9 protein-coding genes are annotated in these 18,327 nt (G+C 73.1%); 1 reads left to right on the plus strand and 8 read right to left on the minus strand.

Going from position 1 to position 18,327, the window contains the following annotated elements:
- Positions 1-27: 27 nt before the first annotated feature.
- Entirely contained in the window at positions 28-219 is a 192-nt protein-coding gene (locus OG470_RS29355) for a DUF397 domain-containing protein (RefSeq protein WP_328417447.1), read from the minus strand.
- Positions 210-977, minus strand: coding sequence for a DUF5753 domain-containing protein (locus OG470_RS29360; RefSeq protein ID WP_328417449.1), 768 nt, complete (start codon positions 975-977; stop codon positions 210-212). Before OG470_RS29360 ends, OG470_RS29355 begins: the two co-directional genes overlap by 10 nt.
- 198 nt (positions 978-1,175) lie before the next feature.
- Between OG470_RS29360 and OG470_RS29365 the strand changes: the two genes are divergently transcribed.
- The gene (locus OG470_RS29365; RefSeq protein WP_328417451.1) at positions 1,176-1,517 is read left to right on the plus strand and encodes a hypothetical protein; all 342 of its coding nucleotides are present in this window, start codon (positions 1,176-1,178) and stop codon (positions 1,515-1,517) included.
- Positions 1,518-1,601: 84 nt separating this feature from the next.
- Here the strand turns inward: OG470_RS29365 and OG470_RS29370 are convergent, their stop codons facing one another.
- The 6 genes from OG470_RS29370 to OG470_RS29395 all read right to left on the minus strand — a co-directional run bounded on the left by OG470_RS29370 (position 1,602) and on the right by OG470_RS29395 (position 18,317).
- Positions 1,602-2,663 (minus strand): FUSC family protein, encoded by a 1,062-nt coding sequence (locus OG470_RS29370; protein WP_328417453.1) that lies wholly within the window; start codon positions 2,661-2,663, stop codon positions 1,602-1,604.
- Between the two features lie 260 nt (positions 2,664-2,923).
- Positions 2,924-8,509, minus strand: coding sequence for a non-ribosomal peptide synthetase/MFS transporter (locus OG470_RS29375; RefSeq protein ID WP_328417455.1), 5,586 nt, complete (start codon positions 8,507-8,509; stop codon positions 2,924-2,926).
- Positions 8,506-11,622, minus strand: a complete 3,117-nt coding sequence (locus OG470_RS29380; RefSeq protein WP_328417457.1) for a non-ribosomal peptide synthetase — start codon at positions 11,620-11,622, stop codon at positions 8,506-8,508. Before OG470_RS29380 ends, OG470_RS29375 begins: the two co-directional genes overlap by 4 nt.
- A 55-nt stretch (positions 11,623-11,677) precedes the next feature.
- Positions 11,678-11,866 carry an MbtH family protein gene (locus tag OG470_RS29385; protein WP_328417459.1) on the minus strand — a complete coding sequence of 63 codons (189 nt, stop codon included), beginning with the start codon at positions 11,864-11,866 and terminating at the stop codon, positions 11,678-11,680.
- Positions 11,866-12,819: a TauD/TfdA family dioxygenase gene (locus OG470_RS29390; RefSeq protein WP_328417461.1), complete on the minus strand. Its 954-nt coding sequence runs from the start codon at positions 12,817-12,819 to the stop codon at positions 11,866-11,868. Before OG470_RS29390 ends, OG470_RS29385 begins: the two co-directional genes overlap by 1 nt.
- A 23-nt stretch (positions 12,820-12,842) precedes the next feature.
- On the minus strand, positions 12,843-18,317 hold the full coding sequence (locus OG470_RS29395) for a type I polyketide synthase (RefSeq protein ID WP_328417463.1): 5,475 nt from the start codon (positions 18,315-18,317) through the stop codon (positions 12,843-12,845).
- Between the last annotated feature and the right edge of the window lie 10 nt (positions 18,318-18,327).

Below are 18,327 nucleotides of genomic sequence, written 5' to 3' on the forward strand. Positions count from 1 at the left end.
CACGGTGTGCGGGAAAGGCAGAAGCACCTACGACCGCTCGGCGACCTGGGTGACGAACGTGCGCCACGCCGTCGGGCTGAAGGCCAGTGTGCCGCCGTCGCGGTTCTTCGTGTCGCGGACCAGGACGACGCCGGGAAGGTTGTCGGCGACCTCCACGCAGTCGCCACCGTTGCCGCCGCTCTTCGTGCTCTTACGCCACCGTGCGCCGGTCATGTCCATGATCTCGCCGCTTCTGTGAGGAGTTCCAGGGAGCGCCCTCGGGGAAGGGCCTCACCCCGTATGCGTTCCCACCGCCGCTCCAGCGTACCAATCTCGGACGTCTGGTCGATGATTTGCGCACGGGCCTGGCTGTCCACATGCGCCACTCGCGTCCCGTCGGGCAGTTCAGCAAGTGTGAACGGCCCATCGAGTCCTGGATATGTCGCCGTGTCATGCGGTACGACGTGGAGTTGAACGCTTGGCAGGTCGGCGCAGGCCAGGAGATGGGCAAGTTGCTCGGCCATGAGCGCCCGGTCTCCGGCGGCCGGCCGACGAATGATCCCCTCGTCGATCACCGCGACGAACAGGGGTCCCCGCTCACGGCTCAGGATCGCTTGCCGGTCAAGACGCGCTGCGACCAACTCGTCAACCTCGTCCGGCGCCAGCGCCTGGCCCTTGAAAGTGGCGCGTGCGTACGCCTCGGTCTGGAGCAGGCCCGGAACCCAGGCGAGCTGGAACGCCCGCAGCGCGACCGCTTCACGCTCGATGTCGACCCACGGTCGGAACCACACCGGCTCACGGCGGTTGAGCACGTCCGGCCATAGTTCCAGCACGTCCTTCCGGAGGATCTGTGCTACCTCGGCACGGTGCCGGGTCTGCGGGATGCGCCCAGGGTTTGCCCACCGGGCGACGGTCTTCGGGTGCAGACCGATGCGACCGGCCAGGCTTTCGGCCGTCTCGCACGCCTCGGCGAGCGCCGCGACGAATGCATGGTTCATGCCCGCGTCCCTTCGGGAGCAAATGGTACGTACCGAAGAAATCATCTAACGCTGTGTGATTGTCACGCAACCCTCGGCAGGGTGCTGTGTAGACGGCGCGAGTGGTGGAGGCGACAGAAGCCCGCCGCCCGCGTTCGTGCCGGGGGCCCGGCCGATCCGACGGCGAGCACCGAGGCCGGGCCCCCTTCCCATCACCGGATGCGAGGGGAAGCCGTGCCGGACACACCGAAGACGCCCGACGCGAGGCCGAATGCCGAGGTGGCAGAGCGGACGATCCAGTCCGGTGACCTGCTGCGCCTGACCCGGGATGCGAGCCCGCAGTTCGTCCGGGCGGTCACCGTCCGCGTGAGCCGCGTACTGGCCGACCGGCACACCTACCACGGTTGGCTGTGGATCGAGTGCTACGAGCTGGCCCCGCACGGCGACGCGGTAGCCCGTCGCGAGCTGTACCTGATGCCCGAGGGTGTGCGCTGGCTGACGGCTCCACCCGCCCCGGTCCGTCGGCGCCGGTCGGTCGTACCCCGGCGGGTGACGCTGTGACCCGCCGCCGGTCCCTCGCGGCCCACCTGGCGCTGTCAGGCGTGTGGGATCGCCTGGCCGGGCCTCGGCCCGATGACCAGGCCGCTAATCATCGCCCGCGTGAACAGAATTCTCGCCGTCCTGCACTGCCTTCCGTACCTCGTCGTTCGCCGTTGTCGGGTCGTAGCCGGTGGCGCGAAGGAGGTCGCTGGCGGCGGTACGCAGTTGGGTCACCACCGCGTCGCCAAACTCGTCGACCCCCTGGGCTCGGGCTCGGCCAGCCTGGTGGAGGGCAGCGCGCACCGTGTGGCGGGTCCTCTCGGTGGGGCGCCCGGCGCGGTGCTCACGGCGCAGCAGGTCGACCGCGTCGGCGAGTTTTCCGACGCTGGCGGGCAGGTCGGGCGGAATCGGCTCGTTGTACTGCAACGCCATCGCCGAGCGGCGGGCCACTCCCCGGCTGTGCTCGATGACTCGTTCCAGCAGCTGGCTCGCGCGCGCGAACCGCTCCACATCCTGACGGCGCAGCCAACGGGCCGGCGCGAGGCTGACCACCTCCTCGGCGCCGCTGAGTGCCTGGTGCATCCGATCGAGGTCCGGCCCCATGCCGCGGAGGGCGTCCAACGCGCGAACCGCCCGCTGCTGATCGCTCGTCGTCAGCGCTGCGGAAACCTCTCGCAACTGACGTGCGAGGCAGTGGAAGATCGGGGCCGCGTCACGGTCGAGGATCCGCATCGGGTTCAACGGCACCAGCAACGCGACGACCACGATGCCCACCACGCCGCCGACCATCGCCTCCACGATCCGCGGCCACTCCAGGTCCTTCTGAGCCGGAGCGAGGGCCGCGAGCAGCACCGCCGTGCCGCCGGCCTGGCCGACGGCAGCCCCACTGCGCCCGAACAGCACAAGCGTGGCGAGGATGGCGCATCCGACGATGAATCCGGTCTGCCAGAACCCGGTGCCCAGAAAGCTCAGCAGGAAGTCGGTGGTGGCGATGCCGAGCCCGACGCCGAGCAGCAGTTCGACCGTGCGGTGTGCGCGCTGCCCGAGTGAGGCGACGATCGTGCCGACCGCGGCGGAAGGGGCGAAGATCGGCGCGGGGTTGCCCAGCAGGTCGTGGCCGATCGACCAGGCCAGAGCCGCAGCGAGGCCCGCCTGCACCGAGATCACCAGGGCGGCTTCCAGTTGGCTCAGCCGCAGTCGTCCCGCCCGGCCACCTCGACCCCGAACCCGAACAGCAGTTGCCTTCGCACGTGCCGCCAGCCGGTCGCGCCGTGTCGGGCTGGCGCCCGGCTGACGGCGGCCATCAGGATTCACCGAGCACTCGTACCACGGCGCAGCTCGGCAGGTCCGGCCAATCCCCAACATGATCTCTTACGCGATGGGTGCCGCCGCAGTGCCGTGCGGCACCGCGGTGGCACCCGCACCCGTCACACCCCGACCGGTACCCGCTCCTCCTCGCGCTGCGCGGCGCGGGCCGCCAGCCGACGTTCCCGCTCCTGCGCGCCGATCAGGTCGTCGGGCAGCGAGTCCGGCACCTCCAGGTCGAAGCGGCGCAGCAGCCGGATCGCGAAGCCGCCCAGGGTGATGAGGAACAGCGCCGCGCCGAAGCAGACGTACGCGAAGCCGATGCCCCGGCCCGGGCCGGTGCCGATCACGGCGCCCACCGACCCGGCGAGCGCCCCGTCCGAGGCGAGCAGCGGCTCGAACAGGCTGGTCGCCGCCGGGGCGAGCAGCGCGAAGCCGATCGGCAGCGTCGACCAGGAGATGGTCTGGTTGAGGCTGAACACCCGGCCGTGGAAACGCTGCGGCACCTTGACCTGGACGATGGTGGCGTAGATGGACTGCGCGGTGGTCATCGACATGGCCAGCCAGAACGCCCCGACGCAGATCATCGCGACCGAGGCGTCCAGGCCGACCAGGACGCAGCCGAGCGCGGTGCCGAGGTTGCCGATCAGTACGCCGATCATGCGCCGGTGTCGGGGCCCGCCCCAGAGCGACATGAGCACGCCACCGGCGACCGCGCCGACCGCCTCGGCGAGAGCCACCTGGGCCACCTGCGTGGCGCTGCCGAAGGAGAGCACCAGCGGGGTGGTGAGCACCAGCGCGGGGGCCAGGAAGATGTTGCCCAGCGCGAAGTAGCCCAGCATCAGCCGGAAACCGCGGTGCCGCCACGAGTAGCGCAGGCCGTTGGCGATCGCCACCAGCAGCCGCTCCTTGGGCCGCCAGCCGAGCAGGTCGGGGAAGCGGACCAACGACAGGGTCACCACCGCGACCAGGTAGCTGACGACGTCCAGCAGCAGGATGCCCTTGAGGTCGATGGCGGCCAGCAGACCCGCGGCGAAGACCGGCATCAGCAGCATGCCGAAGCCGTTGGAGAGCTGGGTGATGCCCATCGCGTGCCCCAGGTAGCGCTTGGGCACCAGTTGCGGCACGGCCGACTGGAACGCGATGCGCTGGAACGACCCGGCCACCTGACTCAGCGCCACCAGGGCGTAGATGTGCCAGAGCGCCAGGTTGTCGGTCCAGAGCAGCGCGGCGAGCACGAGTTGGATCGAGCCGGCGCTGCAACTGGCGATCATCATGATCTTCCGCCGGCTGACCCGGTCGGTGATCGCGCCGGCCACCGGCAGCATCAGCACCCCGCAGACCAGCGCGAGTGCCCAGAGCAGACCCAGGTTGGCCACCGAGCCGGTGCGGGTGAACAGCCAGATCGGCAGGGCGAACGCGGTCAGCGCGGAGCCGGTGGTGGAGACCAACTGCCCTGCGGTGACCGCCACGAACCGGGCCATGCTCGGGCGGACCACCGGCTGCTCCGGACCGGTGATGTCGTCGACCCCGCGGGTGTCGGCCACCGCCCAGCCGGCGTCCTCACCGCGCGCCGCCGGGGTCAGGGCGGAGACGTCGCCGGCGGCGAGCGCCGGGTGCACCCGGGTGACGATCTCGGCCAACTCCTGCGCCCGGTACTTGAGGAAGAAGTGCCCGGCCTGGTCGAGCACGACCAGCGCCAGCCGGTCGCTGAGGAACTGCCACTCGGCGTACCGCTCGGTGTGGTAGTCGGTGACCGGGTCCTCCGAGCCGACCACCGAGATGATCGGGGCGCGCAGCTTCACCGCGCGCCGGTCGAGCAGGTCGGTGAAGTACTCCTCCGAGGCTCGGGAGTCGGCCCGCATGTTGCTGATGATCCGGTCAGCCTGCTCCGGGTCCAGCTCGTCGGTGTCCACCCCCATCGACTTTAGCCAGCTCGCGTAGTGCTTGTTGCTGCGCAGCTTCTCTAGTCGGGTGCGGACCGCCGCGAACAGTCCCTTCGGGCGGGCGAACGGGAACATCGCGCCGATGTAGAGCGCGGTCAACTCCCGACCGGCGGCCTCCACCTTGCGCGCCACCTCGGCGACGATCGCGCTGCCGACGCCGCAGTGCCCGTACAGGGCGAGCGGACCCTCGACGCGCTCCAGGATCTCCTCGGCGACCCGGGTGGTCAGCTCGTCGAAGGGCAGCGCGTCCTCGGTGAGCCCCACGTCGTGGCCGGGGATGGCCAGTGACCACAGCGCATGCCCGGCCGGCAGCGCGTCCGCGAGGGGCTGGTAGACGATCGCGCTGCCGCCGCCGTACGGCACGCAGACGTAGGTGATCACCCGCTGCGCCGCCGGAATCGGCTTGGTCAGCTCGTAGAGCAGCCGGCGCGGCCCGTCGCCCTCGCCGCCGCCGGACATGAAGGTGGCCAGGTCGCGGATGGTCCGCTGCTGGAACAGGTCCATCACGCCGACCGGCCGCCCGCCGTGCTCGGCCTTGCGGATCCGGGCCACCACCTGGGTGGCGAGCATCGAGTGCCCACCCAGGTCGAAGAAGTCGTCGTCGATGCCGAGGGTGTCCACCCCGAGCACGTCGGACCAGATGCCGGCGAGCAGCCGCTCGGTGTCGTCGCGCGGCTCGACCAGCGCCACCGACGCGGCGCGGGTGACCACCGGCGCGGGCAGCGCCTTGCGGTCCAGCTTGCCGTTCGGGGTCAGCGGCAGCGCGTCCAGCGTGACGAACGCGGCCGGCACCATGTACTCGGGCAGGGTCTCCTTCAGCGCCGCCTTGACCGTGTCGTGCTCGGCCGCGCCGACCAGGTAGCCGGTGAGCCGCTTGTCGCCGGGGGCGTCCTCGCGGACCAGCACCACCGCCTCGGTCACCCCCGGCTGGGCGCGCAGCGCGCTCTCGATCTCGCCCAGCTCGATGCGCAGCCCGCGCAGCTTGACCTGGTGGTCGATCCGCCCGAGGAACTCCAGCACCCCGCCGGGCGGGCCGCCAGCGTCGCCGCCGCTCGGGGTCACGTCGGCCGGCGCGGCACCGGCCCGGTCGTCCGCCTCGCCGGGTACGCCGGGCGCGACCCGCCAGCGGGCCAGGTCGCCGGTGCGGTAGAGCCGGGCGCCCGGCTCGGCGGCGAACGGGTCGGGGACGAACCGCTCGGCGGTCAGAGCCGGCCGGCGGTGGTAGCCACGGGCCAGTCCGATGCCGCCGATGTGCAGCTCACCGGCGACGCCGACCGGGCACGGGTTGCCCCGGGCGTCCAGCACGTGCAGCCGCAGGTTGCTGATCGGCGCGCCGATCGGCACGCTGGTCAACTCGGCCAGCAGCGCCGGGTCGCACGCCCACGCGCTGACGTCGATCGCCGCCTCGGTCGGACCGTACAGATTGTGCAGACCGCAGCCGGGCAGCCGGGCGGTGAAGTCCCGGGCCGCGGCGACCGGCAACTCCTCACCGCTGCAGATCACCCGGCGCAGCGCGGTGGCCGCCTCGACGCCGTCCTCGGCGAGGAAGACGGTGAGCATCGACGGTACGAAGTGGGCGGTGGTGACCCGCTCGGAGATCAGCAGGTCGCGCAGGTAGCCGGCGTCCTTGTGACCGCCCGGCTCGGCCAGTACCAGCCGGGCGCCCTCCCGCAGCGGCCAGAAGAACTCCCACACCGAGACGTCGAAGCTGGCCGGGGTCTTCTGCAGGACCGCGTCGTCGGCGCCGAGACGGTAGGTGCGCTGCATCCAGTCGAGGCGGTTGACGATGCCCCGGTGGGTGTTCGGCACGCCCTTGGGCCGGCCGGTGGAGCCGGAGGTGTAGATGACGTACGCCAGGTGGGCCGGGCCGGCTGTCGGCGTCGGGTCGGTGGCCGGCTGGTCGGCCCAGACCGACTCGTCGTCCAGGGCGAGCACGCTGGCGTCAGTCGCCGGCAGCACGTCGCGCAGGTGCTCCTGGACGAGCACCACCGGCGCGGCGGCGTCGGTGACCATGAAGGCCAGCCGGTCGGCCGGGTACTCCGGGTCCAGTGGCAGGTACGCGCCACCGGCCTTGAGTACGCCGAGCAGGCCGGCCACCAGCTCCACGGAGCGTTCCGCGCAGACCCCGACCAGGGTCTCCGGGCCTACTCCGCAGGCGCGCAGCCGGTGCGCGATCCGGTTCGCCGCCGCGTTCAGCTCGGCGTACGTCACCGAGCGGCCGGCGAACGTCAGCGCCACCGCGTCCGGCGTACGGGCGGCCCGCTCCTCGATCGGGGCGTGCAGGGTCTGCTGCCGGGGGAAGTCGCCGGCGGTGTCGTTCCACCCGGCGAGCAGCTCCCGCTCGGCGGGGGCGAGCAGATCCAGCGTGGAGACCGGCCGGTCCGGGACGGCGACCACGGCGCGCAGCAGGGTGGTCAGCCGGTGCGCCATCCGCTCGACGGTGGCCCGGGTGAACAGGTCGGTGTTGAAGACCAGCTTGCCCCAGAGCCCGTCGCCGGTCTCGACGGCGTGCAGCTCGAAGTCGAAGCGGGTGGCGCGCAGCTCCATCGGATGCCACTCGAAGCCGACCCCGGCGTCCTCGGCGACCCCGTCGAAGCGGCCCATCTCGTAGTTCTGCAGGACGAACATCGCCTGGAACACCGGTGAGCGGCTGACGTCGCGGGGCAGCCCCAGCTCGTGCACCACCCGCGCGAACGGCACCTCGGCGTGCTCCAGCCCGTCCAGCACCGCGCGCCGGGTCCGCTCCAACAGCTCGGTGAAGGTCGGGTCGCCGGCCAGCTCGGCGCGCATCGGCAACATGTTGACGAACATGCCGACCACGTTCTCCAGCTCCGGTGCGGACCGGCCGGCCACCGACGCGCCGACCGCGAAGTCGTCCTGCCCGGAGTGCCGGGCCAGGAACACCTGGTACGCGGCGAGCAGCGTCATGAACAGCGTGCCGCCGTAGGAGCGGGTCAGCGCCCGCAGCCCATCGGTGGCGACCCTGTCCACAGTGAACTCGACGAAGTCGCCCCGGTAGGTCTGGGTGGCCGGACGGGGCAGGTCCAGCGGCAACTCCAGCGGGGTGATCCCGGCCAGCCGCCCCTTCCACCAGTCCAGGTGCCGACGGGCGCCCGGACCGGCCAGCTCCCGCGCCTCCCAGACCGCGAAGTCGCCGTACTGCACCGGCAGGGCGGGCAGTTCCCCGTCGCGGTAGCCGGTGATCAGGTCGCGCAGCAGCACGTCCACCGACCAGCCGTCGCCGACGATGTGGTGCTGGCCGAGGAAGAGCACGTGCTCGGTCGGCGCCAGCCGGATCAGCAGAGCGCGCAGCAGCGGCCCGTTGGCCAGGTCGAACGGCTCCGCGGCGGCGTGGTCGACCAGCGCCTGAGCGGCGGCCTCGTCGACGGCGTCCAGCACGGTCAGCGGCACCTCGACCGCGTCGTCGAGCACCACGGTCGGCCGACCGTCGGAGTCGGCCGGGAACCGGGTGCGCAGGGACTCGTGCCGCCGGGTCAGGACAGCCAGCGCGCGGCGCAGCGCCGCGACATCGAGCGGGCCACGCACCCGCAGCGGCACCGCGATGTGGTACGCGGCCTCGCCAGGAGCGAGCTGGTCCATGAACCAGACCCGCTCCTGCGCGTACGACAGTGGCACCTCGGCGTCCGGCGGGCGGGGCGTGATCCGTTGCGCGGCGGGTGTACCACCCGACCGGCGGCGCAGCCGTTGGGAGATCAGCGCCTGTCGGGCGGCGTCGCGGGCCGGATCCTTCACGTCGGTCATGACGGGGTGTCCTTCTCCGCCGCGAGCAGCGCGGCGACCTCGGTTTCGGAGAGCTCGTCCAGTTCGGCGGCGATCCGCTGCTCGATCTGGGCGGCCAGGTCGGCCACCACCGGGCTGCTGAACAGCGCCCGCATCGGCAACTCCACGTCCACCTCGGCGCGGATGCGGGCCATCGCCCGCATGCCGCGCAGCGAGTTGCCGCCGAGGGCGAAGAAGTCGTCGAGCGCGCCGACCTTCTCCAGTTGGAGGATCTCGGCGTAGACCTCGGCGACCAGCGCCTCGGCGTCGGTGCGCGGGGCGAGGAAACCGTCGGAGGTGGCGGCGGCCGGTGCCGGCAGCGCGGCGGTGTCCAGCTTGCCGTTCGGGGTCAGCGGCAGCGCGTCCAACCGGACGAACGCGTCGGGCACCAGGTGCGCGGGCAGCTCAAGGGCCAACTCGGCGGCGAGCGCCGTCTCGTCGACCGGGCCGACCAGGTAGCCGACCAGCGTCGGCTCGCCGGCGTCAGCGCGGACCACCACGGCCGCCGCGTCCACGTCCGGGCGGGCCCGCAGCACCGACTCGATCTCGCCCAGCTCGATCCGCATCCCCCGGATCTTGACCTGGTCGTCCCGGCGGCCCAGGTAGTCCAGCGTGCCGTCGGCCCGCCAGCGGGCCAGGTCACCGGTGCGGTACATCCGCTCCCCCGGCGGCCCGTACGGGCAGGGCAGGAATCGCTCGGCGGTGAGCGCCGGGCGGCGCAGGTAGCCCCGGGCCAGTTGCGCCCCGGCCACGTACAGCTCGCCGACCACGCCCGGCGGCACCGGGTTCAGCGCCGCGTCGAGCAGGTGGACCCGGGTGTTCCAGGTGGGCTGGCCGATCGGCACCGGCCCGGCGGGTACCGGGCTCCCGGGCGCGATCCGGGCCGCGACGCAGCCGACGGTGGCCTCGGTCGGGCCGTACTCGTTGATCACGGCCACCTCGGGGTGCGCCGCCCGCCAGCCGGCCAACTGCTCACCGGTCAGCGCCTCCCCACCGATCACCAGGTCGGTGGTGGGCGACAGCGCGCCGTCGAGCAGCGGCAGATGTCTGGGGGTGACCTTGAGGAAGGTCGGCGGCCCGCCGGCCCGGGCGGCCGGCGTGTCGATGCCGGCCAGCCGGACCGTGCCGCCGGCGGTGAGCGGGCCCAGCAGCCCGGTCACCGTCAGGTCGAACGAGACCGGCGAGTGCAGCAACGCGGTGCCGGCCAGGCCCGGGTAGGTGTCCCGGGCCCAGGCCAGGTACGCGGTGACCGCGCGGTGCTCGACCAGCACGCCCTTGGGTCGGCCGGTGGAACCGGAGGTGTAGAGCAGGTATGCCGGGTGCTCCGGGCGCAGCGGCGCCCGGCGGTCGTCGTCGGTGAGGTCGGCGTCGTCCAGGTCGGCGGCGGTCGCCGGGTCCAGCACCAGTGCGTCGGCCGGGGCCAGCGCAGCCGTCTGCGCGGTGACCAGCACCAGCGTCGGCTCCGCGTCGGTCAGCAGATAGTTGATCCGGTTCGCCGGATAGCCGGTGTCCACCGGCAGGTACGCCGCGCCGGCCTTCAGCACCGCGAGGATGGCCACCAGCAGCTCCACCGAGCGGGGGAGCAGTAGCGCGACCCGGGTCTCCGGGCCGGCGCCACGGCCGACCAGCAGCCGGGCCAACCGGTTGGCCCGGGCGGCCAGCTCGGCGTAGCTCAGCTCCGTTCCGTCGCAGATCAGGGCGACCGCGGCCGGGGTGGCGGCGGCCTGCCGCTCCACCTCGGCGACCAGGCTGCTCGGGGCCACCTCGCGGCCGGTGCCGGTCCAGGTGCGCAGCAGGTCGCGTTCGGCGTCGTCGAGCAGGGGCAACGCGGACAGCCGCGTCCCCGGGTCGGCGACAGCGGCGGTGAGCAGCCGCAGGTAGCGGGCGACGACCGTCTCGGCGGTGGCCCGGTCGAACAGGTCGGTGCGGTAGACCAGCCGGCTGGTGCCGCCGGTGATGTCGAAGGCCAGGTCGTCCTTGGTGGTGCCCAGCGGCACCGGGTCCAGGCCCGAGTCCGGGATGAGGTTCAGCGCGGTCTGGAACACCGGCTGCACCGACGGGTCGCGCTGCGGGGCGACCGCCTCGACGATCCGCTGAAACGGGACCTGCCCGTGCTCCATCGCGTCCACCAGGCCGGTACGCACCCGGCCGAGCAACTCGGTGACGGTCGGGTCTCCGGTCAGGTCGCAGCGCAGCGCCACCGGGTTGACGAACATGCCGATCAGCGGGGTCAGCTCGGTGGTGTCCCGGCCAGCGGTGGAGACGCCCACCACCACCTCGGGGTCGCCGGAGATCCGGGACAGCAGCGCGGCGAAGGCGGCCAGCAGCACCATGTACGGGGTGGCCGAGGTGCCGGAAGCGAGCTTCCCGACCCGATCCAGCAGCCCGTCGGGGAGGTCGAAGCGCACCTCGTCCCCGGCGAAGCCGAGCTGGGCGGGGCGCGGCCGGTCCAGTGGCAGGCCGGTCAGCGCCGGCGCGCCGGCCAGGTGGTCGCGCCAGAAGGCGAGCTGCCGGTCCAGCTCGTCGCCGGTGAGTTGGCCGCGCTGCCAGACGGCGAAGTCGGCGTACTGGATGGGCAGTTCCGGCACGTCGGCGGGCGCGCCGGTCAGCGCGGCCCGGGCGAACGCGGCCACCTCGGCGTCGAACAGCACGGCGGAGTGGCTGTCGAAGACCGCGTGGTGCACCACGAACTGCAACCCGAGCTGTTCGCCGGAGAAGCGGACCAGCCGGGCCCGCCACAGTGGCGGGGAGTCCAGCGGGATCGGGGTCCGGGCCAGCTCGGTCATGGTCTCAGCGTGGCGCCGCTCCTGCTCGTCGGCGGGCAGGCCGGTCAGGTCCAGCACCGGCAGCTCCAGCGGCTCGGCGGCCCGGACGACCTGCACCAGCGCGCCGTCGACCATCCGCAGGTGGGTACGAAGCGACTCGTGCCGCTCGACGACCTGGGCGAACACCTCGACGGCCTGGGCCACGGTGACGCCGGCCGGGAACCGCCACGGCGCCGAGACGTTGTAGACCGGCGAACCGGCGTCGAGCTGGTTGGCCGTCCACACCCGCTCCTGGGCGAAGGAGGCCGGGAAGGTCCACTCGCTGGTCATCGTTGCTGCCTTCCGTTCGCGACTGCGGGGCTCCGCTTCGCTGCACTCCTCGCGCTCACTGGCTCGCCTCGCGAACCGAGCGGGGACGCATGTCGGTCCAGACGGTGTCGATGTGCGCCAGGCACTCCTCGCGGGTGCCGGCGAACCCAGCGTCGTGCCACCCCGCCGGGAGCTCCCGGTCGGCCGACCAGATCGAGTACTGCTCCTCGTCGTTGCGCACGACCAGGAATCGGGGTTCGGCCATCACTGTGCTCCATCGGTGTCGGGGGTGTGCGGTTCGGCCATCGCGACGGCGATCTTGCGAGGGCCGGTGAAGGGCTCCCGGCCGTGCGCGGCGGTCATGTTGTCGACCACCAGCACGTCGTCGCGCTGGTAGTCGAAGCGGACGCTGGCGGCCCGGTAGGCGGCGCGCAGGTGGTCCAGGACGTCGGCGGGGATCTCGCCGCCGTCGCCGTAGTAGGTGTTCGATGGCAGCCCGTCGGCGCCGAACATGGCCAGCAGCCCTTCCTGAAGGTCCTTGGCGAGGCTGCTCACGTGGAAGAAGGTGGCGTGGTTGAACCAGCGGGGAACGTCCGAGCCGGCCCGGTGGTGCACGGCGTCGCGGACCGCCCGGGTACGCAGCCCGTCGCGACCCACCCACTCCAGCGTGATCCGGTTGGCCGCCGCGTACGCCTCCACCTCGGCCCGGTCGTCGGTGCCGAACACGTGCTGCCAGTTGGCCCCGAAGTCCTCGTGGAAGTTGCGCATCAGCATCCAGCGGCGGCGGACGAACTCCTCCCGTACCGCCGGGTCGATCTCCCGGTAGACCCGGCGGATGTCGGCCAGCGGGGTGGCGCCCAGCGTCTGCGGCGCCGTGATGCAGTAGAAGAACAGCGTCAACGGCCAACGGGCCTGGTACGAGTTCTCGTTGTGCAGGAAGATCTCCTCGTCCGGCGGGTAGTCGGTCGAGGTGTACACCCGGCCCTTGATGGCGTGCCGTGGTGAGGACCGCTCGGTGTAGGTCAGCGGCTCACCGGACAGTGCCCGGACCACCCGGTCGAAGCCGTCGACTCCGCCCACGTCGAAGCCGCGGAACAACAACCCACCCTGCTCGGCCAGGGTGGCCCGCAGCTCGGCGCGGCGCTCGGTGATCAGCTCGGTCAGCGCCCGGCCGTCGGATTCGACGACGACGGGCAGCGTGGCGATCGTGTCGCTCATTGCTCTCTACTCCTGATTTCTCGTCACGCGCGGGGCAGTCGCGGAATGGCGGGGATCGGCGCCGGGCTGGCCGGCTCGTCGGTGGTGGTGGCGCGCAGTTCCTCGATCCGGGCGGCCAGCCCGGCCACGGTGGGGGTCTCGAAGAGGCTGCGCATCGGCAGTCGTACCCCGGTCGCCCTGCGCATCGCCGCGATCAGCTGCACCGCGACCAGGGAGTTGCCGCCCAGGGCGAAGAAGTCGTCGTCGATGCCGACCTCGGCAACCCCGAGCCCGTCCTGCCACACGCGGGCGATGGTCATCTCCAGCTCGGTGCCCGGTGCGGCGCTGCCGTCGCCGGACGGGGTCGGGGCGGCGACCGCGTCGTCCCCGGCGAGGTTGTCGGTGGTGACCCGGCCGGCACGGCGGCGGATGTCGTCGACCGTCCGGGTGGCGATGACCACCTGGGCGCCGAGGCCGGCGGTGAGGCTGCGGCGGAACGCCTCCGCACCGTCCACCGGGCGGATGTCCTCGGTCGAGATCGGCGCACCCGCCCCGGAATCCGCGGTGGACGGTCCGGCCAGGCCACCGGTGACCGCACCCTGGTCCACCCGGCGCAGCACGAAGTCGCTGATCGCGACCAGCTCCCGGCCGTCCGGGTCGCGCAGCGACAGATCGGCGGCGACCACCTCGTCGGTGCCGCCGGACCGGTGCCGCAGCTCGCTGGTGAACCGTGCCGGCAGCGTGTCGCGCACCACGATCCGGCCGTACGACAGCGGCAGGTAGGTGCCGCTGCCCTGACCCCGGCCGAACGCGGTCGCCACGTCCAGCAGCGCCGGGTGCAGCCCCCAGGCGGGCAGGTCACCGACGGCCGCGGCGGGCGCCTCGACCACCGCGAGTTCGGTGCCGTCGGCCAGGTGGTGCTCGCCCAGCGCCGCCCAGCGCGGCCCGAAGGTGAGCATGCTGGTCCGCCCCCGACCGAACGACGCGTCGTCGTCCACCCGTCGTCCGGCCGGGATCGCCGGGTGGGCCGGCGGGGCCGGCTCGTCCGTCCAGCCGGCCGAGCCGCGCACGTGGGTACGCAGTCGACCGCCGGCGAGACTCCGCACCGCGAAGTCGGTGCCGCCGTCGTCGGCCGGCGTCAGCTCCACCCGGTACTGGGCGATTGTGCCGTCGGGCACCGCGAACGGCTCCAGGAAGACCACATCGCGCAGCTCCACGGCGGCGCCCGGGCCGGGCGCGGGCAGCGCGGCGGCCACCGCGGCCCGCACCGACTCCAGGTGGGCGGTGCCCGGTATCACCGGCACGCCGCCGATCCGGTGCTCGTCGAGCAGCCAGTGGGTGTTGGCGGAGACCAGGCCGTGCAGCACGGTCTCCGCCGGCCCGGTGACCTTCGTGGTGAGCACCGGGTGGTCGACGGCGCTGGTGACCGTGTCGCGGCCGGCCGCCCGGAACCCGGTCGGCACGGCGGTCTCCACCGCCATGCCCACCTCGGCCCAGCCGCCCCAGTTCTGCGACAGCACCGGGGCCCGCCAGCCCGCGCCGGAGCGGGCGTGCGCGTCCAGGAACGCGTTCGCGGCGCAGTAGTCGATTTGCCCGAAGCCGCCGACCAACCCGGTGATGGACGAGCAGAGCACCACGAAGTCCAGCGGCAGGTCGCCGAAGACCTGGGCGAGGGCGAGGGTGCCGGCGAGCTTCGGGGCGAGCACCCGCTCGGCCTCGGCCCGTTCCTTCACCTCGGCCATCCCGCCGCCGGGCAGGCCGGCCGCGTGCACGATGCCGTCGATGCCGCCGTACGCGGAGGTCGCGGCGTCGCGGACCCGGCTCAGGTCGGCCGGGTCGGTGACGTCGGCGGCGAGCACCAGCACCTCGGCGCCGGCGGCCTCCATCCGTCGGATCGCCGCGATGGCCCGACCGGCCCGGTCGTCGCCGTGCACGGCGAGGTGATCGTCCCAGCGCTCCCGCTCCGGCAGCCCGGATCGGGCCAGCAGCACCAGCTTCGCCCGGGCCCGGGTGGCGAAGTCCTCGGCCAGGGTGATGCCGATGCCGCCGAGACCACCGGTGATCACGTACCGGCCGCCGTCGCGCAGTGCGCCCGGATCCCCCTCGGCGTCGATCGTCACCTGCTCGACGCCGGCCACCCAGCGACGGCCGCCGCGCAGGGCCACCTCCGGTTCCCGGGGACGACGCAGCTCGGCGACCACCGCCGTGGCGTCGTCGTCGGTCGGGTCGGCGTCGACCAGCCGGACGGCCAGACCGGGCAGCTCGGCGGCGAGCACCCGGACCAGTCCAGCCAGCGTGGCGTGCTCGGGGCGGCGCAGGTCGTCGCCGCGTACGTCGCCGGTGCCGGCGGTGACCAGGTCCAGCGCGAGCCCGCTCTCGTCGCCGGTCAAGCCGGCGCCGGCGAGCGCCTGCACCAAGTGCAGGGCGCTGAAGAAGCCCAGCTCCTGGGCGGCCCAGGTGGCCGCGATGTCGGTGCCGGTCGGCGCGCCGTCCAGGGTGAACGCGTGCACCAGCCGCGTCGGCGATCCACCGTCGGCGGTGAGCGCGGCGACCAGCGCGTCGTGGTCGGCGCGCGCGCCGGGGCGCAACCGGTAGCCGCCGTCGGCGGCGGCGAAGGAGTCGCCGGGGCGTACCGGCACCGGGTCGGCGCCGGCTGCCCGCAGGCCGGCGAGCAGCGCGTCGGCGCGCGGACCCGCGGTCAGCACCAGGCAGCGGCCCAACGGCCCGGCCGGCGGCAGCGGCGCGGCCTGCCGCCAGACCGGCACCGCGAACCACTCGGGCAGCGGGCGCGGACCGGACTCCACCGGGGCTGCCGCGACCGGCTCCTCCCGGTCCGGGTCGATCCAGTACCGGCGGCGCTCGAACGGGTAGCTGGGCAGCGGCACCCGGCGGGCCGTCGGGTCGGCGTCGACGCGTACCGGCAGGCCGGCGCACCAGAGCGTGGCGGCAGTGCCGAGCAGCGTCGCGAGGTCGCCGGTGCTCTCCCCGGCGCCGGGCAGGCTGCCCAGCGGGGTGAGCGCGCGCTGCTCCGGCGCTCCCTTGGCGACCTGCATCCGGGCCAGGTTGGCCAACTGCCGGCCGGGACCGCACTCGACCAGCTGCCAGGTGCCGGCGGCCAGCAGGGTGGCCACGCAGTCGCCGAAGCGGACCGGCCGGCGCAGGTGCGTCGCCCAGTACGCCGGGTCGGTGGCCTGCTCGGCGGTGATCCAGGTGCCGGTGACGTTCGACAGGAACGGCATCGTCGGCGGGCGCAGCGGCACCTCCGCCATCAGCGCGGTGAACTCGGCGAGGATCGGCTCCATCATCGGGGAGTGGAACGCGTGCGAGGTGCGCAGCATCTTGGACTTGCCCTTGAGTGTCGCGGCGAACGCCTCGACGGCGGCGGTCTCGCCGGCCACCACGCAGGTGCCCGGGCCGTTGACCGTGGCCACCGAGAGCCCTTCGGGTAGCAGTCCTGCGACGACCGACTCGTCCAGCGCGACGGCGAGCATCGACCCGGCGGGCAACGACTGCATCAGCCGGCCCCGGGCGGCGACCACCCGCAGCGCGTCCGGCAGGCTCAGCACCCCGGCCACGGTGGCGGCGACGTACTCGCCGATGGAGTGGCCGATCATCGCGGCCGGGCGGATCCCGGCGGCCTGCCAGAGTGTGGCCAGGGCGTACTCGACGGTGAACAGCGCCGGCTGGGTGTAGCGGGTCTCGGTGAGTTTCTCCCCCGCCGCGGGGTCCCGGCCGAGGATCAGGTCGCGCAGGTCCAGGCCCAGGTCGGGGCGGAGCAGTTCGGCGCACTCGTCGACGACGGCGGCGAAGCGGGGCTGCTCGGCGTAGAGCTGCGCGCCCATCCCGGCGTACTGGGCGCCCTGGCCGGAGAACAGGAACGCCACCTTCGGGGCTGGACTGTTGGTCAAAGGTTTCGGACCGCGGACCGGGGCGCGGAGGGCGGCGACCGCACCCGGGAGGTCGGTGGCTACCACGGCACGGCGGTGCGGGTACGGGCGGCGGCCGACGAGCAGGGTGTGCGCGACGTCGGCGAGGTACGCCGGTCCGGCGTCGGCGGCGCCGTCCAGGTGGGTGGCGAGGCGCTGCACCGCGGCGTCCAGGGCGCTCGGGGTGGCTGCGCTGACCTGGAGCAGGTGCGCCGGGCGCACCCGCCGCTCGGTGCGGTACGCCGCTGGAGCCTCCTCCAGCACCACGTGCGCGTTGGTGCCGCCGATGCCGAACGAGCTCACGCCGGCCCGGCGCGGCCCACCGTCGGTGTCCCACTTGGTGAGGGTGTTCGCCACGTAGAACGGGGTGTCGGCGAACTCGACGGCCGGATTCGGCGTCTCGTAGTTGATCGTCGGCGGGATAAGCCCGTGCTCCATCGCGAGCACCGTCTTGATCACGCTGACGATGCCGGAGGGCTGGCTGAGGTGGCCGATGTTCGACTTCACCGAGCCGATGCCGCACCAGCCCCGCTCGTCGGTGTCCCGGGTGTACACGGCCGAGAGCGCGGCCACCTCGATCGGGTCGCCCATCGCGGTGCCGGTGCCGTGCGCCTCGACGTAGCTGATGCTGCGCGGGTCGACGTCGGCCATCGCCACGGCCTGGGCGATCGCCGCCACCTGCCCGTCGACGCTGGGCGCGGTGAAACCGACCTTGCCGGCACCGTCGTTGTTGATCGCGTTGCCGAGCACCACGGCGCGGATGGTGTCCCCGTCGGCGATCGCGTCGGAGAGCCGCTTGAGCAGGGTCACCCCGACGCCGCTGCCCCACACCGTGCCGTTGGCGGCGGCGTCGAACGGGCGGCACCGGCCATCGGGGGACGTGAAGCCGTCCATGCCGAGGTAGCCGACGTGCGGCAGCTCGATGTTCACGCCACCGGCGAGCGCCATGTCGCACTCGCCGTTGCGCAGCGCCTCGCAGGCCAGGTGGAACGCCACCAGCGAGGTGGAACAGGCGGTGTGCACGGTCAGGCTCGGCCCACGCAGATCCAGCCGGTACGACACGTTGGTGGCCACGTAGTTCGGCGAGTTCCCGGTGGCAATGGAGACCGCGCCGTGCGGGTTGCCGCCGACCCGCCGGTTGCGCAGCACGTTGCGGTTCAGGTACACGTTGCCGCCGGTGCCGGCGTACACCCCGATGGCGCCGTCGTAGCGGGCTGGGTCGTAGCCGGCGTCCTCCAGCGCGGTGTGGCAGGACTCCAGGAACAGCCGGTGCTGCGGGTCGGTCAGCTCCGCCTCCCGGGCGGTCATCCCGAACAGCGTGGCGTCGAACTCGTCGTAGCCGTCGACCAGCGGGGCACGGTTGACCCAGCCCGGGTCGTCGACCTCCTCGACGGTCGAACCCCGGGCGAGCTGCTCCTCCCGGGTCAGCTCGGTGACCGACTCCACCCCGTCGACGAGGTTGCGCCAGAACTCGTGCACGTCGGCCGCGCCGGGTAGGCGCGCGGCCAGGCCGACGATCGCGATCGGTTCGATGCCCTCGTGGGGCAGCTCGGTGACGTCGTCGGGTAGATCGACTGCGATCGGGTTGCTCATCAGGCTGTCC

Origin of the sequence: Micromonospora sp. NBC_00389 (genome assembly GCF_036059255.1) — a bacterium.
In the GTDB taxonomy this organism is placed as follows: Bacteria; Actinomycetota; Actinomycetes; order Mycobacteriales; family Micromonosporaceae; genus Micromonospora.